Here is a 26,993-nt window from a genome sequence, read left to right as displayed (position 1 = left end):
ATGAACATAGCTTTTGTGACTCATTATGATATTTTTAACAGCAATAAGTGGCATCCAAAAGCAATCGGGTTTAGTGGCACGAGTTATTACAAAGCTGAAGCACTCAAAGAGCGGTTTACTAATTTTGAATATATTGGTCCGTTAACAGAACGGCATTCTCTAAGGACTAAATTCAAAAGACGTTTGTATAAATATTTGTCTACCAAAGCGTATTACGATTGGGCTGCGCTCGATTTACAAAAGAATTACGCTCGACAAATTAACACCAAGTTATCTAACAGTAACTCTCAATTAGTTGTTTGTCCAGATATTTCTACGATCGCCTATGTAGAATGCCAGCAACCGATTGTTTTATGGACGACAAATACTTATGGAGCTTGCATTGACTTTTACGATGATTTTAGCAACCTTTGTCAAGAAACGATCGATAATCTCGTAACGCTCGATCGACTTGCCCTCAGTAAAGTGCAACTGGCGGTTTTCCCCTCCACTTGGGCGGCGGAAGCAGCAATGAATAGCTATCAAATCGATCGCAGTAAGGTTGAAATCGTACCATATGGAGCTAACATAGAATGCGATCGCACGATTGACGACATTCAAAACTTAGTAGAAGCAAGAACAGCAGAGCGATGTAAGTTATTGTTTCTCGGAGTCAGTTGGTATCGTAAAGGAGGAGATATAGCTTTAAAAGTTGCTAAAAAACTCAAACAACTAGGTATCGATGTCGAGTTAACAGTTGTTGGTTGTCAACCTATAACCGACGAACCGTTACCAGATTACGTGGTTAATGTTGGGTTTATCAAAAAATCCGATCCAGAAGGTAGCGATCGCTTAAATCAATTAATTTCTGACTCTCACTTTTTAATTTTACCCTCTAGAGCCGAGACTTATGGAAATGTGCTTTGCGAGGCTAATTCATTTGGAGTTCCTTGTCTGACAACTAAAGTTGGCGGGATTCCTAGTATTATTCAAGATAATGTGAATGGAAAACTATTTGCCTTAAACGCTGACGTTAAAGACTATTGTGAGTACGTAGCCCATTTATTTACTAACTACGCTCAATACAAACAACTAGCATATAGTTCATTTCACGAATATGAAACTCGTCTTAACTGGTCAGCAGCGGGAAAATCAATGCAGACCATCATTACAGAAAAATTTAGCTAATAAATTTAGGAGCGATCTGTTGTTGTCGCAACATTTCTAAATTTAATAGTTGTTTATTTAATGATGCTTGACTCATGTTTTCCTGATTTTGAAACAAGGCAGTGAAAGCTCCAGCACCCATACCATCTTGAGGGAATAGACGATAACAAGGAATAGTGGTTAAATGAGATTGGTAGCGCTCTAAATGAGAAATACTCACAGGTTGAAATTGTGGAAATCTAGCTAAAAACCACTCGCACACTTGCTCGTTTTCTTCGATTGAATAAGTGCAAGTCATGTAGGCGAGATAGCCTTGCGGAGCAACAACTTGAGCAGAGTTAGCAAGAATTCTTTTTTGTCTGCTAGCATTTTTATGAATTAAAGTCGGATGAAAACATCCTAATGCTTTATCTCCTTTAGCTAGTAAAGATTGCCCGGTACAAGGAGCATCAACAATTGCAAGACTGCAAGTATGAGGTAAGCGCTGAGTCCAAATCTGCGGATCGATATTTGTCACAGCAGTAGGGCTAATTTGACAACGTTTTAAGTTAGAAATTAGCATTCCCAGACGCTTACCAATCACTTCATTACTTATCAGTAACTCTGGCTGCAATGCTTTCCAGGCAAAAATTCCTTTTCCTCCTGGTGCAGCACACATATCTAAAATAGTGGAAATTGGTTCAGAGATAGCTAGCAAGGTTGAAGCAGCAAATACTGAGGAAAAATCTAAGCAATAGTAATAACCGTCCTCATGTAAAGGAAACTTTCCTGGTTTTTCACCAGGTGATACGCAATCTACAAAAGCAGGTTGCCATGTAATTGCAGTTGTTACTGCAAATGGTAAAGATTCAGGCTTTTGCCGACACCAGATAATGCAGGTAGGAAAAGATTGCGGCTGAGTTAAGGCTTGAATAAATTGCTCTTGTGCTGTTGAATCGTCAAATAAACGCCGACTGAGCTTAAGTAACAAATTTGAAGGCTTGTCCACTCAAGGAAAATCAAAGCTCTGCGTTTTCTATTGTAGTGGGAATGGTAAGTCAGTTGACAGTGACCAGTGACCAGTGACCAGTTATCAGTGACCAGTGACCAGTTATCAGTGACTAGCGACCAATTACCAATTACCAATTACCAATTACCACTCAACTACTAATGACCAATGACAATCTAATTGCGTTGCCAAACTTTAATATGATCGATTTCTAGATTGTTTGGTAAAGGCGTAGAGTTGTCGGGAGGGCTATTCGTCCACGCTTTGCCGAGAGCAAGAGTTGCTGTAACGTACATTGCTTCGTCGGGAATATTGCCACTATTGGTGTAACGCCGCCGTTCGACACCATCCACGTACCAAACAAGTTTATCTGCTTCCCATAACAAGCCATATGTATGATAGCCGCCAGAAAAATCAATTCCACCCCACCAGCCAGATGATGATTCGTGAGCGCCACTACCGTTTTTATAGTGGATCGTCATGTGGACATTGTTTGTATTAGAACCCACAAATTCGGCAACATCTATTTCTGGGGGCCAGTTTTTGTTTTGCGATAACAACCATAGTGTGGGCCAGAAACCATTGCCTTTAGGCACTTTAGCGCGAAACTCCACGTAACCGTACTGAAAAGCAAACTTATCGTGAGATGCAATCATTCCAGAAGTGTAATTTAAACCGTTAGACGGCTTTCGCTCTGCACGCAAACGTAAGATTCCACCTCCTACTGATACATTATTCGGGCTAAACCATTGCAAATCGCCAGCGCCGCCATTCGTACACCCATTGGGAGCCCAATAAAAACAGGGAGTCCACTTACCAGTATCTAATCCAGAACCGTTGAAGTCGTCACTAAACTTGAGCTGCCAGTTACCAGCAGGAGGATCGGCTAGTGCTGCTGTGGGGCAACATACTATCATCAAGGCACTAAAAGCCAGCAAAACTTTGTCCTTCCAGTTACGCAACCGAAGGTTTTGTTGCATGTAAATATTTCCTTTTGATTCAATTTCAAGAGGAGATAGCAGTTGTTGATGAGCTATTGATTGCCGAAAAAACAAAAAGCTATCTCTTGACGCACCGTATTAATAAACCATTTCGATCGGTGTAGAGTCAAGAAAAAAATTTTTTTTGTGCAGTATTTATGCAGCTAAAGCGAAGTTTTATTTCTGGCAAACGAAAATACTAAGTAGGTGATTTAGCTTGCAACCCTTTCGTTATAGTGGTTGTATCGATCGCTTGGTTTACGAAACGAGTCGAAAATATAACCATAAATATCTAAATTACAAAATAGCCAATTTGTGATGTATTGATATTTATAAAAATTTATCAATTTCCGACTGAAAAAAATTACTGAATAGCCAAATATCGATTTATTGTTGTGTCAAGTTTTTCTTATCAAATTGATAAAATATTTTGAATATCTTGAAATTTCCAGCAAGGCTGCGGCTTTCAAGGGAACAAGGGAGAAGTCGCAAGTCACAATTTAAAAGCCTCTCACCTCTCGCCTCCGTTCCCTTTGACCAAAAACTACTTCTTCACGTAATGATAGATATCAAAATTAGTCAGTTGCAGATGAGATTCTAGTTTGTAAGACTTAGCCATTGAGCTTTCTAAATCAAAATTTCTTTTCTTTTCCCAAAAAGCTTGGTCGCTAATTGCAATAATTGCTGTGTTTGCATTTTTAGTAACGCGACTGACTTCTGCTGCTAACTTAGTTGTATCGAGTCCTAAGCCATCTATTGTTAAAGTATCGCCATAATAAGGTAGTAAATAAGGCACGCCGTACAGCAGTACGGATTTGGTATCTTGGCTATTATTCTTGCTTAGATATTGGGCAATTTCTCGGTAGTTTTCCCGCTGATATCTAGGTTCAAAATAGTAGTTGTAGTTTGCATATAAGTTGAGTAATAGTAACACTATAAAAGCGAGACGATATAAGTTTTCCCAGGTTTTTTTTCTAGGACTAAACCTAAGTACTATTGGTAATAGAAACGATAGGGGAATATAAATATAAAAAGAGTGTCGAGGTAGCCAATTAAATTTTGTCACAATTGCAAAGGCAAGTGCGATGATAAAAGCAGATACAAAGGTAATCAGAAAAAAATTATCAATTGGACGATATTGTTTATATTCTGGCGATCGCGCTTTTAAGCCTCTGACAAGTCCGATAACAATAATACCAGCAACTAATCCAAACAGTAATAAAACAGGTAAATAATTGAAAATGAGTTGCAGGCGATCGCCACCACGCATCTGTTCGATTGGTGGACCGTAAGTTTCTCCAACTAATAAGCCGTAGAAAACAAAAGCTATATTCTGAATAACTGATTGATTCGATGGCGTGACGTGAACTTTTGTCGGATCGGTGGCTACAGGGGAAGCTAAATAAAATATTGCCGCAGGTACACAGGCAATTGCTACAGGTAACCACCATTGCAGCCACCGCTTAATATTTTGAGAAACTAGGAGGTGAGCGATACACAGAGCGAGAGTATAAATTCCAATAAAAATACTACAGAAAAGACCGACCGCTGTAGTTAGACAAAATAGCACCTGCGCGATCGCCGTACCTCTAACATTTTTTTGCGGTAAGATTTGACTGAGAAAATATAATTGTAGAGATGCTAAAAATAAGAGTAAAGTATACGCTCTCGTTTGCTGGCTGTAATAAACTCCGTAAGCACTAAACGATAAAAAGAGCGTTAACCATAGAGCGTGTTTCCTCCCGTAAAGTTGCCATGCAGTAGTAGACAAAACAACGATTGTGCCAATTCCTAGTAAAGCAGAAAGGGAGCGAACGGCAAATTCGCTACTACCGAATAATTGTCGCCAAAAATGTAATACTAAATAATAAAACGGCTGAAAGCGATCGCCCGTATCTGTATTAACAATCGTGGCAATAATATCTTGAATGCTCGTGCCGTCAGAATAATATAAACTAGCACCCTCATCCAGCCATAAACTCTTATCTGGCAAAAGGAAAAATCGCAGGAAAATGCCGATTGCAAGAGTTAAGCCAATAATTAGATAGTACTTAAAATTAGAGGCTCTAATGCGTTCTAGTGACGTTCTTTGTAACAACATAAGATAAGTGGTATATAACTTTGTAGAGACGTTACATGTAACGTCTCTACACTGGTAACTGATTAGCTTCCAACTTCTATTTCGCGATCGCGGTGAATGCGGTTTTTTTGCCAAGTTCCCATCGATTGAGCTGCCAAAGCCTCAATCTGACGATAAATCGAGGTGGGGAGTAACCACAGCAGATAAGCAGCAGCCAGTGTCATCAGCGTGCGACGGGGATCTGTCAAGACAATACCCCAGTGAGTTGCTAAGGCTCGGTGCATGAGCTTCACAGCGATCGCACCTGCTTTGAGACGGATGGCACTACGAGCCAAATAACGCATGTGATATGCCTTAGCAGGTTTCTCCCACTCAGAGATCAATTCCGGTGCATAGGAGCGGGTTTTTTCGATAACTTGCTCTAGGTATTCTAGTTGCTTGAGCAGATTGGCTGAGAGTCCGCCAGAGTTGACGCGATACAAAGTGAGAGCTTCGGGAATGCCAGCAAATTGCCACTGAGTTTGGCTCGCAATCCGCAGCCAGCATTCAACATCTTCTGCTTGGCGAAAGCGCTCGTCGAAATAATATGTTTCTGGGAATTTTTCTGAAGTTCCGTGAAGATTATCGGTAAAGGCGATCGCATCGAGAGTTTCTCGACGCAACACCGCCGCCGAACCATTACCTACAGGATTATCGCACAGCAAGCACTCTGGGGAAATATTTTCTAGCTGCGGCATGAGATAAGTCCCCAAGCGATTTCCCATTTCATCAATTAAAGCCGAACGACTGAAACTCACTCCCACATGAGGAGAGTTGTTTAAATGCTCCACATGTTTTTCTAGTTTTGAAGGCAACCATAAATCGTCTCCGTCTAAAAAAGCAATATACTCTCCTTGAGCGTGACGAATACCTGTGTTTCTCGCTCCCGCCAAGCCTCGGTTGCGTTGGCGAATAATCTGAATTCTGGGGTCAGTAAATTGCTGACAAATTGCTACACATCGATCTGGAGACTCGTCATCAACAATCAAGATCTCTAAATTTTTGTAAGTCTGGTCTAACACTGACTGAACTGTGGCACTGATATATTTCTCACAACGGAAAACTGCAATTACCACAGAAACTTGTTTCATATTACTTCCTTATCAGTTATCAGTGACTAGTGACTGGTGAGTAGTCACTAGACATGAAAAATTAATTCACTAGCCAATAGCCACGAACTACTAACTACTATTCTCTTAATTCTTGAAGAATTCTTCGTTTTTGATTCGAGCCTGTGATCTGAAGCGCTAAAGATTGGATTTGATGATAAGTAGACTTAGGCAATAGCCAAAGCAAATAAGCAGATGCTAAAGTCATTACCGTTCGCCGTGGTTCCTCAAACAAAATTGACCTATATATAGATAGAGCTTTGTGAGAAAATTCGATGGCGGTGGAGCCTGCGGATAAAGTCACAGCTCGACGTGCTAGATGTCGGAGTTGATAAGCCATAGCTGGTTTTTCCCACTCAGCCATCATCTCTGGTGAGGTGTAGGCACGTGCTTTCTCTAACATAGTTTCCCAAGAGCTTAGTTTCTTATACAATTGGGCAGAAAATCCTTTGGGATTCACGCGGTACAAAGTTAAAGCTTCTGCTAATCCTTCAAGCTGCCAATCTGTTTTTAGCATCATTCGCAGCCAACATTCTACATCTTCTGACGGGTGTAAGCTGCGATCGCGATCGAAATAAGAGAGTTCTCCTGACTCAGGCTCGACAAACTGAATTGCTGCTAACAATTCTTTACGAATCACGGGAACTGAACCGTTTCCAATTGGCGTGCGACACAACAGATCGAGGGGCGTAATATCTGTTAATTTAGACATTTGATAAATCCCCAAAGGTTTATCTGCTTCGTCGATAAAAGCCGAACGACTAAAACTGACTCCCACTTTTGGCGAACTATCTAGGTGTTCGACGTGTTTTTCTAGCTTGTGAGGAACCCAAAGATCGTCTCCGTCTAAAAGCGCTACATAATCACCTTGAGCCTGACGAATTCCCGTGTTTCGAGCTGCTGCAACTCCTTGATTTTGCTGGCGAATAATTTTAATCCGGGGATCGGTAAACTGTTGGCAAATTTCGTAACTGCGATCGGTGGAACCATCGTCAACAATTAATAATTCAAAATTTTTGTATGTTTGTGCCAATACAGAGCTTACCGTCTTTGCAATATATTTTTCGACTTGATAAACCGGAATGATGACAGTAACTAATTTCATATTTCAGAGCTTGGTAATTGGTAATTAGTAATTGGTAATTGGTAATTTCTGGAAGCCATCAACCATCAACCATTAAGATTGACGCAATACATGGCGGTTTGTCCAAATTGTAAATACGGGAAGAAAGAGCATGTGAACGATTAAAACTGCTGCTGCAACACCGATAACCTGCCAATGGACTCCAATTAACAAAGAGAGAGCAAACACAGTCGTAAAAGCTAGATTCCAATATAAATCTAAATTGGGTTTGCCTACAGCTACTAATAATTGCGAAGCAGCATCGGCGAAGGGTCTGGGAATTGCTGACAAGCAAATTAATACCAGCACGGGAATAGCAACTATCCACTGACGACCAAAAATAATTGGTACGTACCAATAAGCTAGGCTAGATTGAAGAATAACTAAAGGAAAGATAATTAGAGTAATAATTTTAAGTGCGCTGTAATAAGATTTACTTAATTCCAACATGCTAGCTTTAGCTTTACATAGATGTGGTAAAATCGCTGTATTGATTGCTGTGACTATACTCAGGCTAATTCCCAATCCAGCATTGAACCCAAAAAAATAAATTCCTAATTCTTTAATACCTAAGAACCTACCAATTATTAAATAATCTAAGTTATTTCTTAGCGCCTTGAGAAATTGCACGCCACAGATATTTTTACCAAAATCTAAAATCGATCGCCAAGCTTTTGTCGTAAATTTAGCAGTAGGATGCCAAGCGTAACTTTTACGATAAATAATAATTTCCAGCGGAGTCACCAAAATCCAAGGTAAAACGAACGCCCAGATTCCCCAGCCGCGAATAGCAAATAGGGCAGATAATATATAACTAGCGAGATTTCTCACAACAGCAGCGATCGCGCACACTTTAAGTCGATTTTCGCGAACGATTAAAGCAGATTGGATCGCGGCAAAAGGCCACATTAAATAGGGTATACCAGCAATACAAATGGGTAGAATTAAATCGATTTCGCGAGTCAGGCGATCGCGATAAAACCAAGCAATAGGAAAAGCAAGTAGGCATTGAGCAAAAAATAAGCCTGTAAAGATACTCCAGTTTAACCAATAACCGGAGTTACAAATAGTATCTAATTCTTGGCGATCGCATTGAATTATTTTGGCACTTACCCCAATCTCCATAAAAACTCGCATAAACTCATTGACTGTAGAAACAATTGCCGCTAAGCCGTAGTCATAAGGAGTCAAAAAACGAGCTAAAATTACTGTCAATCCGAGGCGAAAAATCCGAGAAATAATTTCTGCCAAACCTAACCAGCTGAGATTGCGAACGAACCGATTTGAAAGTTTTTGAGGCAGCCTAGATAGAATAGCTGATAGGATAGGCATTGAGTGTATAAACTATTTTTCATAATTCCAGCTCGAATGAGATTCAGTGCAGGCGATCGCTGGATAGTCTCCTATTCAATATATAGTTGATATAGCTATTATTTCCTACAATAACATCATCAATCTTAAAGAAAGCTAGTAATTTATTACTCAGCTATAGCTGAATTTTCATTGTAGACAAATGCCGAATTTACAAATTATACTTAAGTTGCTACAGCGCCACTATGCAAACACAGTTACTAAACGGCACAGTTATGTAAGCATATAATTATTTAAATATATTTAAATATATAATTATGCGGCGGTGTTATCTTGAAGGTAGCTAGCGCGAATTCGAGTAATTTTCTGAAGTAAATAATTAGCAAGTTTAGGTGATAGTAGTTGAATCAGCAGTAATTTTACGAGTAGTGTTTGGACTTTTCTATTGATTAATATTCGAGGTTGTAACTGAATAGCCATTTGCAACTTGTGCCAAGCCACTCCCGCTGCTGTTGCACCAGGAATTTTAGTTAGGTATAAGTGGGCTAAATATCGATAAAGATGAGCCAAGCTTTGATTTTTCAAAAATTGTAACTGAGCGGGGGCTAATTGAAAGGCTCGGTCAATAACTCGAATCGCATCTTTCTCCATCACCTCAATTTTGGCAGAAGCCGAACCAGCCGTTTGACGGTAAAAAATTTGAGTTTTAGGAACGACTACAAAATTATACTTAGCTGCTAAACGGAGATACAAATCCCATTCTTCTGCATGAGTTAGAGTTGAATCGAATTCGCCAACATCTGCTAAAGCAGTTCGGCGAATCAAAGGATTTGATCCGCTTAAGAGAAAATTAGTTTTCAATAATTCTGCATAGACATTACCCTCAAAATATATGGGGCGATCGTCATGAAAAAACTTGCCTTGCCGATCCATGAAGCACGTCCAACTATAGGCAACTCCTGCGGCTGGATGTTGCTGTAATGCTTTTAATTGAAGTTCTAATTTATCTGGTGTCCACAGATCGTCAGCATCGATAAAGGTGATGTATTCGCCAGTAGACAGAGAAATACCACGATTGCGGGCAACTGATACGCCACCATTTTCATAGGAAACTACTTGAATTCGAGGGTCTAGAACGGTTTGGAGTAATTCGAGCGTGCGATCGCTAGACCCATCGTCAATAACTATTAACTCAAAATCTATAAAAGTTTGCTTTTGAATCGAAGCAATTGTTTCCAGAATAGTATTTTGGGAATTGTATGCAGGTACAATAACTGAGATTGTAGGCATGTCTTAACTCTTGAATGAGAGGGTTCTTGTTTGGCGATCGGCAAAAATTGGTACGTCTTCCTTAAAAGCTATTCCCGTTAAAATTAACCCTTGCCAATAAAGATAGGATGCCAACTGAATATCTACAGCAGCTGTGGCAATTAGTAAGACCAAATAAATATTTAATGCAGTTTTAGCGATCGCGCTTTTCCTAGCTTTCAGAGTTAACTCGACAAAACCCCAGACGATCGCAAATGTAAAGGCAAGAAAACCTACAACTCCATGCAAATAAAATAAATCGGGCCAATGATTGTGAGTCCCGATCGGCATATGTTCTGTATATTTTGGTCCTTTCTCTTCGACAACTCCATGACCCCAAATTGGTGCTTCCATCCAACGATTCATCGTCACTTCAGCTAGGCGTTTTCTGACAACTTCAGAACTCCGACGAACGCCACTAATTACCCGATCCCAAGCCGTTTGCATTAGCTCGATCAGTTGAGGCGCAATCATGCCTATCACAACGCTGAGTAGACCTACGATCAGTTGAATGTACCAACCAAAATTAGTCAACAACCAAGAGGCGATCGGCACGACAACCAGACAAACAATTGTCGATCGCGAACCAGAACCTACGACCATTGCCGCGCCTCCGATCGTGCCAATCCAACGCCATTTTTTATTTGCTTCTTGACTGGATAAAAAGAAATAAATATTCCCAATAATACCTAAATTATTCGCAAAGTTAGCAAACAAACGCAAACGAAATTGTCGAGCTTCACCAAAGTCTCCACCAACATCAAATAAATTAACAGTATAAAAACTAGCAGAACCGCGAAATGCAACTAGGGGAGAAACATAAGAAAAGCTCGGTATCCGTAATAAATACATAAAATAACAAATCGTCGCTAAAATTAAGCTCTGCAAGCAAAGAATACAAGCAGCTCGATAAATGACTTGCGGACGAATTTTTAGGCATCCTGCTAGAGGAAATAATGCCATTAAAGCCCAACTTCGCGCCCAGTTGTTGACCGTGGTAAAAACAAACTTTGGTATCCCTAGATCGAATTCCATATGGGACATAAAGATTGTTAGCTCTATGAATAACATGCCAACAATCCATATCCATACAGATAGCGGAATACTAATTTTTTCTGACTCTGGTGTGTCTTTTGTTTGGAACCACCATCTTTTAAAGGCACACCCTGCCAAGATAAATCCTAGTGCTGGAATCCAAACGAGTTGCGCACCCAAAAAATAAATGGGATACGTCAGAATTATGGTATACCAGACCAATTTTTCCTCAAAGTTTTGAGGTTTAACGCTCATGGGATTTTCCTTAAGGGAGCAGAGAGCGATCGAGTAGGGAGCAGAGAGTAGGGAACGTGTCAATATGAATTGCAAATTCGGAATTCCGAATTCCGAATTCCGAATTTTCCTCACGCACCACTCTTTTACCCCTCCACAATCCGATGATGGGTCTTGCGTTCTAGTTCTAGCATCGTCATCCGTCTTTGTCGCAGCCAGAATGCGAGTATACCTGCGCTGACAAATAGAGAACCGCCAGTTGCGCCAAGTAAAATAAACATCCTTTTCGGCGAACTTGGAGATTTTGGCAAGTTCGGTTCTGCCACAATTTGTAGTAAGGGATAGGAACCAAAGGCGTTTGACCTAATGATATCTAAGTTGGCAAGAGTAGAAGAGAACACTGCCTCAGATACCTGTAATTCGCGCCTGAGAGCTTCTAAAGTCGTTTCTTTTTGCGATAAAGTACGGAGGCGGTTTTCTAATTGCAAGATTTGCTGTTCGGTTTCTTTGGCTTGAGATTGCAAGCCGCGATTCTCGGCTTGAGCATCGACGAGCGCTTGGAAGAGGTTTTCTCGCGCCGAACCGTTACTGGTATTAAGGTTAAGTTGTTGAATGAGATCTTGGCTGACTGGTCGTCCGAGTAACGACTCGCTACGGACAAGCATTGCTTTAGCTGCTGCATCGCGCTTATTTTGCTCTGCAACAATCGTAGGATGATCGGGTAAAAATCTGGCGCTCAGCGTCACCAAATTGGCGCTAGTTTCACTGTAGTTTTTTAAGTTTTGCTGAAATATTTGATCTGTTTGCAACACGAAGGCATTAGCAGCATCCTGTTCCGAGAGGTTTAAATTAGCTGCCAGTTGTTGTAAGCGAGAACTCGATTGTTGCTGTTGAGCGACAATTTCAGCTCGTTGTTTGCGTAAAGCTTCAATATTGTCAGAGAGAGCTTTGAGCTGATCGCTAGAGTTCAAGCCAGAGATTGCTTTGTAGTCGGAAAGCCGCTTTTGAGCCATTTCTAGCTTGCGCTGGGAAGAACTTAAAGCAGATTGGAAACTGGCATCGCGTTGAATGAATTCTTGGACTCTGAGTTCGTTGACTCTTGCCTGGATTGCTCTATAAAGAGCGTAAGATTTGTCCCGTGCTTCTTCAGGATTGTCTCCTGTCATTTGAAATTCGATAATGCTAGTACTGTCGCCAATCTTGACTTTAGGTTTGCCAAACTCTTGAGGAGATATATCCATTTGAGTAGCAGCAATCTGAATTACGGCATCGCTTTCCGCAAGAAATTTATAATTCTGTCTGGGATCTTGAGTACTAATGCTGTAGGGAGAGGAGCTGTCTAAAGAAGTCTGTCCGATCTCTGGAAGGGATACTCTAGCTTGAGCAGCAGTTCCTGGCACGTTAACAGCCCATCCACTCGTATAGGTTGGAGCTTTAAGCTTTAAATACGCTAAAGCCGAACACCAAATGGCAGCATTAGCCAATATACCAATCAGTAAATAGGGAGACCAATGGACTTGCTGTAGTCTTGACTTGGGAAACGGGCGAGAAATTGTCACGGATTCAGTCATTCAGCAATCCTCCTAGCAGATGTTTCAAATGATACATTTTTTACAAAAATAACTAGCTGCTACGCAAACTTTAACTATAAAAAATTACTCCGTCTCAACCTCTCGCCTGTATTTCATTACACCTACTCTAAAAACATAATTTCTCAGTCCTGGGTATGAATGTGAACTAATACTAAATAGTTAGTACAGATCTGCCAGCCAGCCAAGTGTTGCCTCAGATTATAGACTAACTCCTAATTTCTCTGACAGTTACAAATCTTAATTTACCCTGAAATATGTTTTTGTGACTAAAAGAGCGAAAATCATCTAAATTTTCCCCGGTTTTAGTGGTTTCTTTATCCTATTTGAAGTGAGTCAGGAGGACAGGAGTATAGATCTCTCCTGTGAAAAGTCAAGCGATACGGAGTATATTTAACAACATAGATTGCAATAAAAAGTCGTTCTCAATTAGCAAATTTTTAGTGAATACCCGATTTAAAAAGCATTCACTGAGGCGATCGCCACTAAATTGCTAACTAAAAACAACGAGAAAATTTCAGTGTTGTTTATGACTTAATTTGTATCAGGCTTAGAAAGAGCTGGCGCATAGGTAACAACTGAGCGTTGACGCTGGAAAGAAAGAGCGCCATCCTGACAATCGACTTGAATGGTGTCGCCTTCGGTAAAAGTCCCCTCTAATAATTTAGTTGCCAGAGGATTTTCTAGGTAGCGTTGGATGGCTCGTTTGAGCGGACGAGCGCCATATACGGGGTCATAGCCGATATCTACCAAGTAATCTTGAGCTGCTGGCGATAGCACGATGCCAATTTTTTGCTCGTCGAGCAGTCTTTGGACTCGTTTGAGCTGAATGCTGACAATTTGCCGTAACTGGCTGCGATCGAGGGGGTGGAAAATAATCAGGTCATCAACGCGGTTGAGAAATTCGGGGCGGAAGTGCGATCGCAGTGCCTCTAAAACTTGCCGTTGTACCTGTTCGTAGTCGGTATCATCTCCAGATAAATCGAGAATGCGATCGCTACCAATATTACTCGTCATGACGATCACCGTGTTGCGGCAGTCAATGACTCTACCTTGAGAATCCGTAATTCGTCCGTCATCCAACACTTGAAGCAGAATATTAAATACATCTGGGTGGGCTTTTTCCACCTCATCTAGCAACACCACAGAATAGGGACGACGACGGATCGCTTCTGAGAGTTGCCCTCCTTCTTCGTAACCAACGTAACCAGGAGGCGCACCCACTAGGCGGGAAACCGAATGTTTTTCCATGTATTCAGACATGTCCAAGCGGACTAAAGCATCGTCGGCATCAAATAAAAACTGTGCCAATGCTCGCGCTAATTCTGTTTTACCTACTCCCGTCGGACCCATGAACAAAAAAGAACCGATGGGACGACCGGGATCTTTCATCCCTGCCCGAGCGCGGCGAATAGCTGCTGCTACAGCCGATACAGCCTCAGATTGACCGACTACCCTAGCGTGGAGGTGGCTTTCGAGTTGGAGTAATTTCTGGCGTTCTGACTCTAACAGGCGATTGATTGGAATACCCGTCCACTTAGCAACGATCTCAGCAATATCAGCTTCGGAGACTTCTTCTCGCAACAGTGTAGAACCCTGGCTTTGAATTTCTATTAGTAGAGTTTCTTTCGCTTCGCGATCGCGCTGTACTCCTTCTAGCTGCCCGTATTTCAGCCGCGCTGCCGTGTTGAGATCGTAGGCGCGTTCTGCCTGTTCGATCTGTACCCGCAAAGATTCTTCTTCTTTTTTCAAAGCCCCGATCGCGTCGAGGATCTGTTTTTCACCCTGCCACTGAGAGTTTAATTCCTGTTGTTTTTGCGTTAATGTAGAAATTTCTTGCTCGATCCGTTCCAAGCGTTCTTTGGTAATGGCGGCGCGTTGGTCTTCACCAGCAATCGAGAGTTTTTCCATCTCTAGCTGCATTAAACGGCGATCGATGATTTCTAGTTCTGTGGGCTTAGAAGTGATCTCCATTTTCAGTTGGGCAGCAGCTTCATCGACAAGATCGATCGCCTTATCGGGTAAAAAGCGATCGGTGATGTAGCGGTGGGAAAGAGTTGCTGCTGCAACCAAAGCAGAATCAGTAATTTTGACGCTGTGATGTGCTTCGTATCGTTCTTTCAAGCCTCGGAGAATCGAAATTGTCGTTTCTACCGAGGGTTGATCGACAAAGACTTGTTGGAAGCGGCGTTCTAAGGCTGCGTCTTTTTCAATATACTTGCGGTACTCATCTAAAGTCGTCGCGCCAATACAGCGTAACTCTCCCCGCGCCAGCATTGGTTTGAGTAAGTTTCCCGCGTCCATTGCGCCTTGAGTCGTGCCACCCGCACCGACAACGGTGTGTAATTCGTCAATAAATAAGACGATTTGTCCGTTAGATTCGGTAACTTCCCGTAATACAGCCCGCAAGCGGTCTTCAAATTCGCCGCGATATTTTGCCCCAGCGATCAAGCTACCCATGTCGAGAGTAATGAGCTGCCTGTTTTTGAGGGATTCAGGGACATCGCCTTTGATAATTCTTTGCGCCAACCCTTCCGCGATCGCGGTTTTCCCCACACCAGGTTCGCCAATTAAAACAGGATTATTCTTCGTGCGGCGAGACAATACCTGGATCACGCGCCGCACCTCATCGTCTCTACCAATGACGGGATCGAGCTTGCCAACCTTTGCCTGTTCTGTCAGGTCGCGCCCAAATTTTTCTAAAGCTTCGTAGCGTGCTTCGGGGGTTCGGTCTATGACCTTTTGATTGCCACGAATCGCCTTGATTGCCGCTTCTAGCTTTGCCGTATCGAGATTGAAGCCTTTGCACACCCTACGCCCGATCCGTTCGTCCTCTCCAAACGCTATCAGCAGGTGTTCGACTGAAACGTGTTGGTCTTGCCAGTTCGTTCTAATCGCATCTGTCCGGTCGAGCATCAGATCCAAATTTCGACCCAAATAAAGCTGACTGCTTTTACCCACTTTCGGCTGTCGCTTGGCAAAAGCTTCAAGCTGCTGATTCATTGCTGCGGGATCGACACCAGCTTTAGTCAGAATCCGATTAGCCAGCCCTTTTGGTTGTTCTAAAAGTGCGATCGCGAGGTGTTCGACCTCCAGTTGTTGTTGCTGAAAACGTTGAACCATCAAATCCTGAGAATTGACGATCGCTTCCCAGGCTTCTTCGGTGAACTTGTTAGGGTCGGTGGGCTGCATCTTAACGATTTTAGATTTTAGATTGGCGATTTTAGATTTAGAAAGAAAATACCATCTAGTGCTGATGGTGCGATCGCTATTAGCCTATCCTATTTTGGGAGTCGGGAGTCGGGAGTCGGGAGTCGGGAGTCGTGAAGAAAGAAGGGTGTAGGGTGTGGGGTGTAGTATTTTTTTCTCCGCGACTCTCCGCGACTCTCCCTCAGCTCTCCCTTGTCCCCCTTGTCTTCCCCCTCTCCCCTGTCCGACGTATACCTCAGCCTACTGTGACACTAACTCCTTCTGGGGAGTAGCAGATTCTCTAGAACTGAGTTGGATCAGCTCTACTTTGTAGCCGTCGGGGTCTTCCACAAAAGCAATGACTGTAGAACCGTGCTTCATTGGTCCTGGTTCTCGTACTACTTTACCGCCACGAGCTTTAATTTCTTCACAAGTGCCGTAAATGTCATCAACGCCAATCGCGATATGACCGTAAGCATCACCTAAGTTGTACTTCTCTGTGTCCCAATTGTGGGTGAGTTCGAGAACGGTATGGTCTGCCTCGTCACCATAGCCTACAAAAGCCAGGGTAAACTTACCGCCTGGATAGTCTTTCTGGCGCAGCAACTTCATGCCCAAAAGTTCGCAGTAAAACTTGAGAGATGCTTCCAAGTTACCGACGCGAAGCATTGTGTGTAGTAATCGCATTAAGTGACTCCAAATTTCAGCATCGATCTCTATTCTAGGGAATGGGGAGTCGGGAGCAGTTATCAGTGACCAGTGACCGGTGACCAGTTAACCAACAACCAACAACTATCAACTGTCAACCGTCAACCAACAACTAATGACAAATGATAAATGACGAATGACAACCAATTTCGTGTCAAATGATCCTTAACATCGTACCCATCAGCCTGTAAAATTCCTATCCTGACTCAAATGAAGTGAGTAGTGAGTAGTAAGTAGAACCAGTGAGGAGTGACTAGTGACAAGAATTGAGTCCAGCCACTAGCCACCAGCCACTAGCCACTGATAACTGATAACTGATAACTGAAAAAGGAGCTACGCAGCATGATCGATACAATAGACAGCGCTATAGACAACATTATTGCTAGAGAAATTCTCGACTCGCGGGGTCGCCCTACTGTCGAGGCAGAAGTACATTTAATTGGGGGAGTGGTGGGACTCGCCCAGGTTCCCAGTGGGGCTTCTACAGGAACTTTTGAGGCGCACGAACTTCGAGATGACGACAAGAGCCGTTATGGGGGTAAAGGGGTACTCAAGGCGGTGGAAAATGTCAATTCGGCGATCGCTCCACAACTATCTCAAATGGATGTCTTGAACCAAGAAGCTATCGATTGCGCCATGATCGCTTTAGATGGCTCTCCAAATAAAGCCAACCTGGGAGCAAATGCGATTTTATCGGTGTCTTTGGCGGCGGCGAAGGCAGGAGCGGAGTTACTCGGAATTCCTTTGTATCGCTATCTCGGGGGTCCTTTAGCCAACGTGCTACCCGTACCTTTGATGAACGTGATCAATGGTGGCGCTCATGCGGCAAATAATATCGATTTTCAAGAATTCATGATCGTTCCCGTTGGTGCGCCTTCATTTCGAGAGGCACTACGTTGGGGGGCGGAAGTTTTTGCAGCTTTGAGTAAGGTATTGGACGACAAAGGATTGCTCACTGGTGTGGGCGATGAAGGCGGTTTTGCGCCTAATTTGGAGTCGAATCAGGTAGCTCTAGAAATACTAATGAGCGCGATCGCCAAAGCTGGATATAAACCTGGGGAGGAAGTTGCATTAGCCTTGGACGTAGCCGCCAGCGAGTTTTATAAAGATGGGCAGTATGTCTATGACGGCGCAGCTCACGCGCCCACTGAGTTTATCGAGTATTTGGCTAAACTAGTCGGTGAATACCCAATTGTCTCAATTGAAGATGGGTTACATGAGGAAGATTGGCAGCACTGGCAGTTGTTAACTGAAAAAATTGGCGATCGCGTTCAACTGGTAGGCGACGATCTATTTGTGACTAATGCCACCCGCCTGCAAAAAGGGATCGAAACCAAAGCAGGAAATGCTATCTTGATCAAGCTGAATCAAATTGGTTCGCTGACGGAAACTTTAGAAACCATCGATCTAGCTACCCGTAACGGTTTTCGCTCGATTATCAGCCATCGTTCGGGAGAAACAGAAGACACGACGATCGCTGACTTAGCTGTAGCAACACGCGCAGGTCAGATTAAAACTGGTTCTCTCTGTCGCAGCGAACGGGTAGCAAAATATAATCGCCTATTGCGTATTGAAGACGAACTTGGCGATCGCGCTGTTTATGCTGGAACTGTGAAGATGGGACCGAAGTAGGGATTGGTAATTGGTAGTTGGTAATTGGTAGTTGGTAATTGGTAGTTGGTAATTACTACCAATTGCTGACTGTTACCCATTACCCATTACCAAAATTAGGGATAAAATCCTAGCTTAGGTAGTCCTAAACTCTCGTCCCAACCCATCATGATGTTGAGGCATTGAATTGCTTGTCCGGCTTGTCCTTTGATCAAGTTATCGATCGCTGATAAGACGATGACTCTACCGGTACGGGGATCGGTTTCGATACCGATGTAGCAGAGATTGCTGCCGCACGCCCACTTAGTTTGGGGATAGATGCCACTGTCGCAAATTGTTACCCAAGGGCAATTGCGATAAAAAGCTCTGTAGATGGTAATTAAGTCTTCTCTAACTAACCCAGGATCGCGTAGAGTGGCGTAGACGGTGGCGAGGATACCGCGTACCATCGGGACTAAGTGAGGAGTAAATTGCACTAACACTTGATGTCCAGCCAAATCGCTGCAAACTTGCTCGATTTCTGGCGTATGACGGTGACGGGCAACGCCATAAGCAGCAAAGGAGTTATCTGCTTCTGCCAGCAACAGTCCAGTTTTTGCCTGTCTACCACCCCCAGACGTGCCGGATTTTGCATCGACGATCGCGGTTTCAGGTACGATTAAGCCTTGTTTTAGTAGGGGTGCAAGTGCTAACAAACTGGCGGTGGGATAGCAGCCAGGACAACCGATCAGTTGGCTTTCGGCAATGCGATCGCGATACAGTTCTGGCAAGCCATAAACTGCTTTTGTTGCCACAGCTATGTCTTGCCGCTGTTTGCCGTACCAGATTTGATAAGTTTCTAAATCGCTAAATCTATAATCGGCAGATAAATCGAGAACTTTACAACCTTTATCGACCAACTGAGGAGCCATATCGCAAGCAAAACCATTGGGGAGTGAGAGAAAGACTACCTCACACCTTGCCGCGATCGCTTCTGGATCGACAGATTCGATTGGCTGCGCTACCCGATGAGCTAAGTGGGGGTATATATCAGCAAACGATTTGCCAGCACTGCTATCGCCACCCAAGTAGACGAGTTCTACTTCAGGATGATCCATCAACAATCTGACTAATTGCACCCCGCCATAGCCTGACGCGCCAACAATTCCTACCGATACGCGCCCTTCTTTACCCATGACAATCAATCCTGATGAAATACATTTTTATGACTCGATTGCGATCGGGCTTTGACAATTGGCGATCGCCAACTGCTCTTAGCCTCGGAAATGGATTTGTAAACTAGGAAAAAAAATTAACTTTCGCTGCATTGTAGTACTAAAAGGGAAATCTCGTTGCAACAATTTTTTCAAATCTTGACGTAAGCCGTGGGGTGAGTTATCAGTTACGCCAAAATAGCCGTTTTGTAACGCAAGAAAGGGTGTGGGGTGTGGGGACAAGGGAGACAAGGGAGACAAGGGGGAACTCGCTCTTCCCCACGACCGAAGGGAGTGGGGATTAGGGGGCGAAAGGGGACAAGGAAGCAGGTGAGCTTTGTGTGCAGGTGAGCTTTGTGTGCAGGTGGGAAGGTGGGCTTCAGGTGCAACAACTACCCATTACCCATTACCCATTACCAACTACTAATTCCCTACACCCTACATCCCACACCCTTTCTTCACGCTCTTACTGACAACTGCTCCCAACAGGTAATCAAATTTCCTGTAGCAGTTTTTGCGGATCGACTTGCGCAGCCATTTCTTGCTTTTTTAATTCAATTGCTTTTAGTTCATCTAATTGCCTGAGAATTTTTTCACCCACATTTTCTGGCAGTACTTGAGCAATACGCGAGGTTTCGTATTCTATAGAAATCATTCTAATAATTTGACAATATCCGTATAATAATTCTTCCGATAATTTAATTTGTTGTGCGATTTTGTCGATCCCTTTGCTCGTAATGTCAATTTGACGACTATATAATTCCTGTTGCGCGCTTAACATTTTTTGCTGTAAATTTTTTAAGCGTCGAATCAATTTTTTATTAGCATTTAACTCTTGTTGCAGCTTGAGAATCTGTTGCTCCATCTCATGTTTTTGCGATAGCAATTGTTGCTCAGAGGTGAGCCTACCTAACTCTTGGCGATCGCGCTCTTTGAGTCTTTGACGCATAGTTGCATAGGTTCCTATGCCTGCCGCTGTAGGTGCAGCCGCAGCTAATAGCAGTTTATTGGTTGTAGGATTTAGAATGCATAACGGTACGGTAATGGCTAGAGCAAACTTACTAATATTAAAAGCAAGAGATTTCGCTCTTGCTCCTGGTTTTCTTAAAAGATAATTTTCACCTGTATGAGAATTTTCTAGCCACAGCAAATCTTTTAAAACCTTACCTTGCATCAGATAAAGCAAAAGTAGTTTATCTCCAGCTACAGCTGATATTCTTTCCTCTCGTCCTAAAGTAGAAAAATCTAGTGCTTGCAGCAGATTATTTTTGTATAGATTCCCTACATCGTACAACCGCAATTGATAAACACGTCTGTATTCTGGTTGCTTATTATATTTATTTCGATACGATGATTCTAGATATGAATTAAAGCTAGCAACTTCGGTGCGTACTAAGGCATATCTATAGTCACACTTGAGACATATACCTTCGAGAAAGTCTTCATCGCATTCTTCAAAGCTGGGAAAATAGACAGAATGACGACAAGCCGGACAGGAAATTTGCAGTGTCATGGAAGGAGCTAGGGGCGATCGTGAGAGCTGAGAGACTGTAGGGCAGAACTCTTTTTGAAGCATGAGGATTGAAAAAGATTGAAAAAGGCTGAGGAAATCTTTCTTTTTCTTCAAAAAAAGTCTAGCCTCTAGCCCTTAATCCCTCGATCCTAACCCCAAGTCCCTCCAGAGAGGTTGCGGGGATGGCAGTTGAGTTAATAAAGTTGATAAACTGTTGTACGAGTTCGGGATTGCGCCATCCTCGATTGGTTTCTGCAACCAAAACTTTTAATGCTTCTTCCTGAGACAGCGCGCGTTTGTATGGGCGATCGCTAGTCAGAGCATCATAAATATCAATAATTTGAAATACTTGGGCGAGATAAGGAATCTGTTCTCCAACTAGTTGATAGGGATAACCAGAACCGTCCCAGCGCTCGTGATGGTGCAAAACAATTGGAATCACCCCTCGCATCGTCCGTAGAGGTTGACAGATTCTCTCACCAATCAAAACGTGCTGTCGCATCACTTCCCACTCTTTGGGATTTAGTTTTCCAGTCTTCAGCAGCACGGCATCGGGAATGCCAACCTTACCAATATCGTGTAAATAACTACCCCACATCAAATCTCGTCTCTGAGGGCGGGACAGATTGAGATAGCCACCGAAAGCATCGCTCAAGTTTACCAAGCGTTCGCAGTGATCGCCAGTATTGGGATCGCGGCTTTCCACTGCTCTAGCAATGGAAAATAACACTTGCGAAGCATGATCTAAATCTTCATTCAAACGCTTTTGACGCACCAAGGATTTGACGCGGGCAGCTAATTCCAGGCGATCGAAAGGTTTGCTTAAAAAATCATCTCCCCCAGCTTCAATCCCACGAATTCTAGCTTGTCTATCGTTTAAAGCTGTGATAAAAATGACTGGGATCAACCTTGTCTGTTCGTCCTGCTTCAGTTGGCAACAAACTTCAAATCCATCCATTTCTGGCATCATTACATCCAGTAGGATTAGATCCGGTTGACCTTGACTGACGGACTCTAGCGCTGACGAGCCGCTATCTGCCTCTAAAACTTCGTACCCCTCTACCGAGAGAATAGCTACAGCCGTCATACGACTAGCTGGATGGTCGTCAACTACCAGGATTTTAGGCGGAGCTAGATCGAAGCTGTTCACTCAATATACCTGTATTATTATCTACAATCTGAAGTCTGTGTGAAGTCTGTTGGAAGGACAACAAGCTAGACGGAACAATCCGTCAAAAGTCACAGACTCATCAGTGAGATTGTTTCATTTTGTCAAAAAATATCTGAATTATACCGGAAAAGTTTTAATAAATTAACTTTAGTTTATCTTTGAGGCATTAGCCACGTATGGTTAATTCTACCTCTGCTTTCGCAACTTCTGCTTTCAGATTTTACTTTCACAACATACAGCACTTTTCTCAACTACTCACTCTTACCATTCTAGAGTTTAGGTGAGAAAAGACATAGTGGATACCAGTTTTTGAACCGTCTATAGCCACGCATTCGCAAGTCAACCCCACACCCCACAATCCATTCGCCGATAACTTTGTAGAGACGTTACATGTAACGTCTCTACACTGATAACTGATAACTAATAACTGACTAATGCTCGTCGCCTAAACAAATGCCCAAACCACGGGCAGTTTTGACCAGTGTACCGTGAGGATTGACTGCGCGGTATTGGGCGATCGCCTCGGGAATAGGAACGCTGACAACTTGACGTTTTTGCCACGTTACCATGTGGTCGTACTGTGCTTCGGCGATCAAATCGACAGCCGCAACACCAAAAGCAGAGGCAATTACCCGTTCTAGTGGCGACGGCGTACCACCTCGTTGAACGTGTCCTAGTACTGTGACTCGCGTTTCTGCTCCAATCCGAGTGCAAATTTCGTCAGCTAAATATTGACCGATGCCACCATAGCGACATTGTCCCAAGCGATCCGTAGACATGACACATACACCTGTTTCCGTCCGCACCGCTTCCGATACGACGACGAGAGAATAATTTTTCCCCTGTTCTTGTCTTTCTTTAATCGTGTAACAGACGCGCTCGACAGTGTAAGGAATTTCTGGGACTAAAATCACATCAGCACCACCAGCAATCCCCGCACTGATGGCGATATGTCCTGCATCGCGTCCCATAACTTCTAAAATCATCACGCGGGAATGACTGGCAGCCGTAAAATGCAACCGATCTAAAGCTTCAGTGGCGATACTTACGGCAGTATCAAAACCGATTGAAAGTTCGGTTACGCCGACATCATTGTCAATCGTTTTAGGAATTGCTACCAGGTTGAGATTTCCTTGTTGGGCAAGGCGACGTAAAATCGCCATACTACCGTCGCCACCAATGCCAATCATGGCATCCAAGCCTAATTGGTGGTAGCCAGCAATAATATCTTCCGAGCGATCGCGGATAGTCCCGTCTGGCATCGGAAAAGCAAAAGGATCGCCTTTATTGGTCGTTCCTAAAATTGTCCCACCAGCTACGAGCAATCCATCAACTTTGTCAATTTCTAAGGCGATCGCTTGTGGTGGTTGAGCCATCAATCCTAAAGTGGCTTGTCGAATTCCAAATACCTCCCAGCCATAAGTACCGACAGCGCGATGCACCACGGCACGAATCGCGGCATTCAAACCCGCACAATCTCCACCACTGGTCAAAATTCCAATTCTTTTCATTCAGTTATTAGTTATCAGTTAACAGGGAGCAGGGAGCAGGGAGCAGGGAGCAGGGGGACAAGGGGGACAAGGGGGACAAGGGGGACAGGGGAGTTGGGGGAGAAAAACCACGCACCACGCACCACGCATCACACCTGCATCAACACGCGCCACTCTACCAAAGCAGTACATTAGACTGAAACAGGTAGCATCGATCTTAATTACAATTTGATTTTAGATTTCTTTATTTTTTGCAATATTCAGCTAGTTCTACGCAGTGATTACTTCAGATAACGATTCTTTTGATTTTTCGGATGCATTAACTATTCCCCAAGCCCCGCCTGGTTATAAATCAGGCTTTATTGGGATTATTGGTCGTCCTAATGTTGGTAAATCGACGTTGATGAATCAACTTGTGGGGCAAAAAATTGCAATTACTTCTCCAGTCGCGCAGACAACGCGCAATCGCTTGCGAGGAATTTTGACCACACCCGCAGCTCAATTTATTTTTGTCGATACGCCAGGAATTCATAAACCCCATCATCAGTTGGGAGAAGTGTTAGTCAAAAATGCTCAGATTGCCATTGATTCTGTCGATGTAGTCTTGTTTGTGGTCGATGGTTCTCAAGTTGCTGGGGGAGGCGATCGCTTTATTATCGAGTTGCTAACTCAGACACAAACCCCTGTAGTTCTAGGGCTGAACAAAATCGACCGGAGATCGACTAATACTGAAGATTTGGATCGTTCTTACCAAGAAATAGCTAAATCTTACCAATGGCAGATGCTAAAATTTTCAGCTCTCAATGGTGAGGGATTAGAAGCTTTGCAACAGGCAATTGTAGAATGTTTGGAGCCTGGTCCTTATTATTATCCTCCCGACTTAGTTACAGACCAGCCAGAACGTTTTATTATGGGAGAATTAATTCGCGAACAAATTTTATTGCTAACACGGGATGAAGTTCCTCACTCGGTAGCAATTACTATTGACAAAGTGGAGGAAGCTCCTAATATTACCCGTGTATTTGCGACTATTCATATCGAGCGAGATTCTCAAAAAGGAATTCTGATCGGTAAGGGAGGAGCAATGCTCAAAGCGATCGGTAGCGCTGCTCGCGAACAAATTCAAAAGCTAATCGCCGGGAAAGTTTATTTAGAACTATTTGTAAAAGTACAACCAAAATGGAGGCAATCTCGGCTCAGACTATCAGAATTTGGTTACAAAGTAGAAGAATAGTTGGTAATGGGTAATGGGTCATTGGTAGTTGCTCCCTTGTCCCCCTTGTCTCCCTTGTCTCTCCCTGCTCCCTGATAACTAAAACATGTTTGAAAAATCTAATCAGACTCCACTCAAGAAAAATAAAGATGTTGTCCTATTAATTAAAGGATTAATTATTGGCAAAGTTCTGACCTTGCTGGTTATTGGTGGTTTGTTGTGGTGGCTAAAACCTCAATTGTGGAGCAGCGCTACTGCTACAAATCAAACTTCAGAAAATCCAGTAGCAACAACAAATGGTTCTACCTACGATCGCACGACAGGTGTACCATCAGGTACGTTTAACTATGGTGGTAGTGCTGCATGGATACCAATCCGCCAAGTGGTTGACGCTCAGATTCAGCAAGCACGCCCAGAACTTCAATTGCGCTATATCCAGCCGCCTAATGGTAATTTGAGTTCTAGTGTGGGAATACAGATGTTGCTCGACGGGAAATTAGATTTTGCCCACTCCTCTCGTCCGCTAACAGCAGCAGAAAAAGCACTGGCACAAAAGCAAGGATTGACACTGGCAGAAATTCCAATTGCGATGGATGGGATCGCCGCCGTCGTTCATCCCTCTTTGCAAATCTCTGGCTTAACCGTAGAGCAGTTGCAGCAAATTTATCAAGGCAAAATTACCAACTGGAGTCAGTTAGGTGGGGAAAACTTGCCAATCGTACCATACACTCGTCATCCTCAAGATGGTAGTCCGGTTGCAATCTTTTCTACGTCAGAGCAAGCTTTTGGGACAAACGTGCGCTCTGTCAACTCCACAACAGCCGCCTTGCGTTTAGTTAATCAGACTCCAGGTGCAATCTATTATGCTTCTGCCCGTGCGGTCGTGCATCAATGCGGGGTCAAGCCAATTCCCTTGGGAGAGAATAGCGATCGCTTCGTCGCTCTCTATCGCGAACCGCTATCTCAACCTTGCCCTAATCAGCGTCATCAACCAAACTTAGCAGCTTTTGCTGATGGCAGCTACCCCCTAACTCGTAATTTATACGCGATCGTCAAGCAAGATGGAGGTAGGGCGCAACAAGCAGGAGAGGCTTACACCAAACTCCTCCTTTCTGACCAAGGACAACAAGCCATCCGACAAGCTGGCTTCGTGCAAGCAGCAGCCTCCACCGCACAAAACAAACCAACTAACTAACAAATCTTTAATTCCGAATTCCGAATTCCGAATTCCGAATTCCCTAATCTAGTTCCCGCCGCCCTTCTAAAGCTCTTGCTAACGTCACCTCGTCAGCGTATTCTAAATCGCCACCTACGGGTAAACCAAAGGCGATTCGCGTCACTTTTGTGAATGGTTTGAGGAGTTGACCGACATACAGCGTTGTCGTCTCTCCTTCCACGCTAGGACCAATTGCTAAAATCACTTCCTTGGGTTGTTGTTGACTCACCCGTTGTACCAGTGATTGAACTGTTAGCTGTTCGGGTCCGATGCCATCCATCGGTGAAATGACTCCCCCCAAAACGTGATATTTGCCGTGATATTCTCTAGTTTTTTCCAAAGCAATCACGTCGCGGGAGTCAGCCACAACACAAATTGTATTATTGTCGCGGTTAGAGTTACGGCAGATCTCGCAAACGGGTTCGGCTGAGAGATGAAAGCAAACTTTACACAAACCCACTTGTTTTTTTGCTTCTAACAAAGCCTGTGCTAAGGCTTCAACTTCTGCTTCTGGACGCTTCAAAATATGTAGAGCAAGGCGCTGAGCGGTCTTGGGACCGACTCCTGGCAAGCGCTGCAACTGCTCGATCAAACGAGCCAAAGGACGTGCGTAAACCGTGGTTTTATCTCCTGCGATCGCTTTTTTATTTTATCAGTTATTAGTGAGTGGTGCGTGGTGCGCGATCGGCAGCCAATTAGCAATTACCAATTACCACTTACCAATGCGATTTAATATGTAAATGAGCT

At 43.4% G+C, this 26,993-nt stretch carries 24 protein-coding genes; 8 read left to right on the top strand and 16 right to left on the bottom strand.

Annotation, left to right across the window (positions count from 1 at the left end; all coding sequences use genetic code 11):
- A complete protein-coding gene (locus tag CHRO_RS13740) occupies window positions 1-1,167 on the top strand; it encodes a glycosyltransferase family 4 protein (protein WP_015154814.1) in 1,167 nt (388 codons plus the stop codon).
- Here the strand turns inward: CHRO_RS13740 and CHRO_RS13735 are convergent.
- The 10 genes from CHRO_RS13735 to clpB all read right to left on the bottom strand — a co-directional run bounded on the left by CHRO_RS13735 (window position 1,160) and on the right by clpB (window position 16,134).
- On the bottom strand, window positions 1,160-2,134 hold the full coding sequence (locus CHRO_RS13735) for an RsmB/NOP family class I SAM-dependent RNA methyltransferase (protein ID WP_015154813.1): 975 nt from the start codon (window positions 2,132-2,134) through the stop codon (window positions 1,160-1,162). The two genes, CHRO_RS13740 and CHRO_RS13735, sit on opposite strands and share 8 nt — an antisense overlap.
- 176 nt (window positions 2,135-2,310) lie before the next feature.
- Complete coding sequence (locus tag CHRO_RS29655; protein ID WP_015154812.1) at window positions 2,311-3,114, bottom strand: glycoside hydrolase family 16 protein; 804 nt, start codon at window positions 3,112-3,114, stop codon at window positions 2,311-2,313.
- 544 nt (window positions 3,115-3,658) lie between these two features.
- Window positions 3,659-5,215, bottom strand: coding sequence for a glycosyltransferase family 39 protein (locus tag CHRO_RS13725; protein ID WP_015154811.1), 1,557 nt, complete (start codon window positions 5,213-5,215; stop codon window positions 3,659-3,661).
- Between the two features lie 62 nt (window positions 5,216-5,277).
- On the bottom strand, window positions 5,278-6,324 hold the full coding sequence (locus CHRO_RS13720; RefSeq protein WP_015154810.1) for a glycosyltransferase family 2 protein: 1,047 nt from the start codon (window positions 6,322-6,324) through the stop codon (window positions 5,278-5,280).
- A gap of 97 nt (window positions 6,325-6,421) precedes the next feature.
- Window positions 6,422-7,447 (bottom strand): glycosyltransferase family 2 protein, encoded by a 1,026-nt coding sequence (locus CHRO_RS13715; RefSeq protein ID WP_015154809.1) that lies wholly within the window; start codon window positions 7,445-7,447, stop codon window positions 6,422-6,424.
- Between the two features lie 72 nt (window positions 7,448-7,519).
- Window positions 7,520-8,797 carry a lipopolysaccharide biosynthesis protein gene (locus CHRO_RS13710; protein WP_015154808.1) on the bottom strand — a complete coding sequence of 426 codons (1,278 nt, stop codon included), beginning with the start codon at window positions 8,795-8,797 and terminating at the stop codon, window positions 7,520-7,522.
- 294 nt (window positions 8,798-9,091) lie between these two features.
- A complete protein-coding gene (locus CHRO_RS13705) occupies window positions 9,092-10,066 on the bottom strand; it encodes a glycosyltransferase family 2 protein (RefSeq protein WP_015154807.1) in 975 nt (324 codons plus the stop codon).
- Window positions 10,067-10,069: 3 nt separating this feature from the next.
- Complete coding sequence (locus CHRO_RS13700) at window positions 10,070-11,374, bottom strand: O-antigen ligase family protein (protein ID WP_015154806.1); 1,305 nt, start codon at window positions 11,372-11,374, stop codon at window positions 10,070-10,072.
- A gap of 125 nt (window positions 11,375-11,499) precedes the next feature.
- On the bottom strand, window positions 11,500-12,924 hold the full coding sequence (locus CHRO_RS13695) for a GumC family protein (RefSeq protein WP_015154805.1): 1,425 nt from the start codon (window positions 12,922-12,924) through the stop codon (window positions 11,500-11,502).
- 552 nt (window positions 12,925-13,476) lie between these two features.
- Window positions 13,477-16,134, bottom strand: a complete 2,658-nt coding sequence (gene clpB / locus CHRO_RS13690) for an ATP-dependent chaperone ClpB (protein WP_015154804.1) — start codon at window positions 16,132-16,134, stop codon at window positions 13,477-13,479.
- A gap of 22 nt (window positions 16,135-16,156) precedes the next feature.
- Between clpB and CHRO_RS34350 the strand changes: the two genes are divergently transcribed.
- Entirely contained in the window at window positions 16,157-16,285 is a 129-nt protein-coding gene (locus CHRO_RS34350; RefSeq protein ID WP_281168652.1) for a hypothetical protein, read from the top strand.
- A gap of 107 nt (window positions 16,286-16,392) precedes the next feature.
- Here CHRO_RS34350 and gloA read toward each other — a convergent pair whose 3' ends face one another.
- Window positions 16,393-16,818 (bottom strand): lactoylglutathione lyase, encoded by a 426-nt coding sequence (gene gloA / locus CHRO_RS13685; protein ID WP_015154803.1) that lies wholly within the window; start codon window positions 16,816-16,818, stop codon window positions 16,393-16,395.
- A gap of 363 nt (window positions 16,819-17,181) precedes the next feature.
- On the opposite strand from gloA, the gene eno reads away from it, so the two are divergent.
- Window positions 17,182-18,471, top strand: coding sequence for a phosphopyruvate hydratase (gene eno, locus CHRO_RS13680; protein ID WP_015154802.1), 1,290 nt, complete (start codon window positions 17,182-17,184; stop codon window positions 18,469-18,471).
- A 95-nt stretch (window positions 18,472-18,566) separates the two neighbouring features.
- On the opposite strand, the gene argC is transcribed toward eno, so the two are convergent.
- Window positions 18,567-19,625, bottom strand: a complete 1,059-nt coding sequence (gene argC / locus CHRO_RS13675) for an N-acetyl-gamma-glutamyl-phosphate reductase (protein ID WP_015154801.1) — start codon at window positions 19,623-19,625, stop codon at window positions 18,567-18,569.
- 194 nt (window positions 19,626-19,819) lie between these two features.
- On the opposite strand from argC, the gene CHRO_RS34345 reads away from it, so the two are divergent.
- A complete protein-coding gene (locus tag CHRO_RS34345) occupies window positions 19,820-19,948 on the top strand; it encodes a hypothetical protein (protein WP_281168651.1) in 129 nt (42 codons plus the stop codon).
- Between the two features lie 188 nt (window positions 19,949-20,136).
- Here CHRO_RS34345 and CHRO_RS13670 read toward each other — a convergent pair whose 3' ends face one another.
- The 3 genes from CHRO_RS13670 to CHRO_RS13660 form a co-directional block, all read right to left on the bottom strand.
- Window positions 20,137-21,219, bottom strand: a complete 1,083-nt coding sequence (locus CHRO_RS13670; protein ID WP_015154800.1) for a hypothetical protein — start codon at window positions 21,217-21,219, stop codon at window positions 20,137-20,139.
- A gap of 58 nt (window positions 21,220-21,277) precedes the next feature.
- The gene (locus CHRO_RS13665; RefSeq protein ID WP_015154799.1) at window positions 21,278-22,306 is read right to left on the bottom strand and encodes a response regulator; all 1,029 of its coding nucleotides are present in this window, start codon (window positions 22,304-22,306) and stop codon (window positions 21,278-21,280) included.
- A gap of 452 nt (window positions 22,307-22,758) precedes the next feature.
- A complete protein-coding gene (locus CHRO_RS13660) occupies window positions 22,759-23,838 on the bottom strand; it encodes an ATP-dependent 6-phosphofructokinase (protein WP_015154798.1) in 1,080 nt (359 codons plus the stop codon).
- Between CHRO_RS13660 and CHRO_RS32210 the strand changes: the two genes are divergently transcribed.
- The 3 genes from CHRO_RS32210 (at window position 23,764) to CHRO_RS13650 (ending at window position 26,225) form a co-directional block, all read left to right on the top strand.
- Window positions 23,764-24,012: a hypothetical protein gene (locus CHRO_RS32210; protein ID WP_181824331.1), complete on the top strand. Its 249-nt coding sequence runs from the start codon at window positions 23,764-23,766 to the stop codon at window positions 24,010-24,012. The two genes, CHRO_RS13660 and CHRO_RS32210, sit on opposite strands and share 75 nt — an antisense overlap.
- 82 nt (window positions 24,013-24,094) lie before the next feature.
- On the top strand, window positions 24,095-25,051 hold the full coding sequence (gene era, locus CHRO_RS13655) for a GTPase Era (protein ID WP_015154797.1): 957 nt from the start codon (window positions 24,095-24,097) through the stop codon (window positions 25,049-25,051).
- A gap of 85 nt (window positions 25,052-25,136) precedes the next feature.
- Window positions 25,137-26,225, top strand: a complete 1,089-nt coding sequence (locus CHRO_RS13650; protein ID WP_015154796.1) for a PstS family phosphate ABC transporter substrate-binding protein — start codon at window positions 25,137-25,139, stop codon at window positions 26,223-26,225.
- Between the two features lie 43 nt (window positions 26,226-26,268).
- Here the strand turns inward: CHRO_RS13650 and recR are convergent, their stop codons facing one another.
- On the bottom strand, window positions 26,269-26,883 hold the full coding sequence (recR, locus tag CHRO_RS13645; protein WP_106168336.1) for a recombination mediator RecR: 615 nt from the start codon (window positions 26,881-26,883) through the stop codon (window positions 26,269-26,271).
- On the opposite strand from recR, the gene CHRO_RS34340 reads away from it, so the two are divergent.
- Entirely contained in the window at window positions 26,864-26,986 is a 123-nt protein-coding gene (locus tag CHRO_RS34340; protein WP_258183917.1) for a hypothetical protein, read from the top strand. The genes recR and CHRO_RS34340 overlap by 20 nt on opposite strands.
- The last annotated feature ends 7 nt before the right edge of the window (window positions 26,987-26,993 follow it).

This window comes from Chroococcidiopsis thermalis PCC 7203 (genome assembly GCF_000317125.1).
Lineage (GTDB): Bacteria > Cyanobacteriota > Cyanobacteriia > Cyanobacteriales > Chroococcidiopsidaceae > Chroococcidiopsis > Chroococcidiopsis thermalis.
Note: the sequence above shows the minus strand (reverse complement) of the source record. Positions and strands in the feature narration are given on the sequence as shown.

Excerpts from the sequence above, each read along its gene's own strand:
- CHRO_RS13710 (WP_015154808.1), bottom strand. The coding sequence starts at position 8,797 with ATGCCTATCCTATCAGCTATTCTATCTAGGCTGCCTCAAAAACTTTCA.
- gloA (WP_015154803.1), bottom strand. The coding sequence starts at position 16,818 with ATGCGATTACTACACACAATGCTTCGCGTCGGTAACTTGGAAGCATCT.
- CHRO_RS13725 (WP_015154811.1), bottom strand. The coding sequence starts at position 5,215 with ATGTTGTTACAAAGAACGTCACTAGAACGCATTAGAGCCTCTAATTTT.
- argC (WP_015154801.1), bottom strand. The coding sequence starts at position 19,625 with ATGGGTAAAGAAGGGCGCGTATCGGTAGGAATTGTTGGCGCGTCAGGC.
- CHRO_RS13695 (WP_015154805.1), bottom strand. The coding sequence starts at position 12,924 with ATGACTGAATCCGTGACAATTTCTCGCCCGTTTCCCAAGTCAAGACTA.
- CHRO_RS29655 (WP_015154812.1), bottom strand. The coding sequence starts at position 3,114 with ATGCAACAAAACCTTCGGTTGCGTAACTGGAAGGACAAAGTTTTGCTG.
- CHRO_RS13715 (WP_015154809.1), bottom strand. The coding sequence starts at position 7,447 with ATGAAATTAGTTACTGTCATCATTCCGGTTTATCAAGTCGAAAAATAT.
- eno (WP_015154802.1), top strand. The coding sequence starts at position 17,182 with ATGATCGATACAATAGACAGCGCTATAGACAACATTATTGCTAGAGAA.
- CHRO_RS13650 (WP_015154796.1), top strand. The coding sequence starts at position 25,137 with ATGTTTGAAAAATCTAATCAGACTCCACTCAAGAAAAATAAAGATGTT.
- CHRO_RS13705 (WP_015154807.1), bottom strand. The coding sequence starts at position 10,066 with ATGCCTACAATCTCAGTTATTGTACCTGCATACAATTCCCAAAATACT.
- CHRO_RS13700 (WP_015154806.1), bottom strand. The coding sequence starts at position 11,374 with ATGAGCGTTAAACCTCAAAACTTTGAGGAAAAATTGGTCTGGTATACC.
- CHRO_RS13660 (WP_015154798.1), bottom strand. The coding sequence starts at position 23,838 with ATGAAAAGAATTGGAATTTTGACCAGTGGTGGAGATTGTGCGGGTTTG.
- CHRO_RS13740 (WP_015154814.1), top strand. The coding sequence starts at position 1 with ATGAACATAGCTTTTGTGACTCATTATGATATTTTTAACAGCAATAAG.
- CHRO_RS32210 (WP_181824331.1), top strand. The coding sequence starts at position 23,764 with ATGCACCACGGCACGAATCGCGGCATTCAAACCCGCACAATCTCCACC.
- CHRO_RS13670 (WP_015154800.1), bottom strand. The coding sequence starts at position 21,219 with ATGCTTCAAAAAGAGTTCTGCCCTACAGTCTCTCAGCTCTCACGATCG.
- CHRO_RS13720 (WP_015154810.1), bottom strand. The coding sequence starts at position 6,324 with ATGAAACAAGTTTCTGTGGTAATTGCAGTTTTCCGTTGTGAGAAATAT.
- clpB (WP_015154804.1), bottom strand. The coding sequence starts at position 16,134 with ATGCAGCCCACCGACCCTAACAAGTTCACCGAAGAAGCCTGGGAAGCG.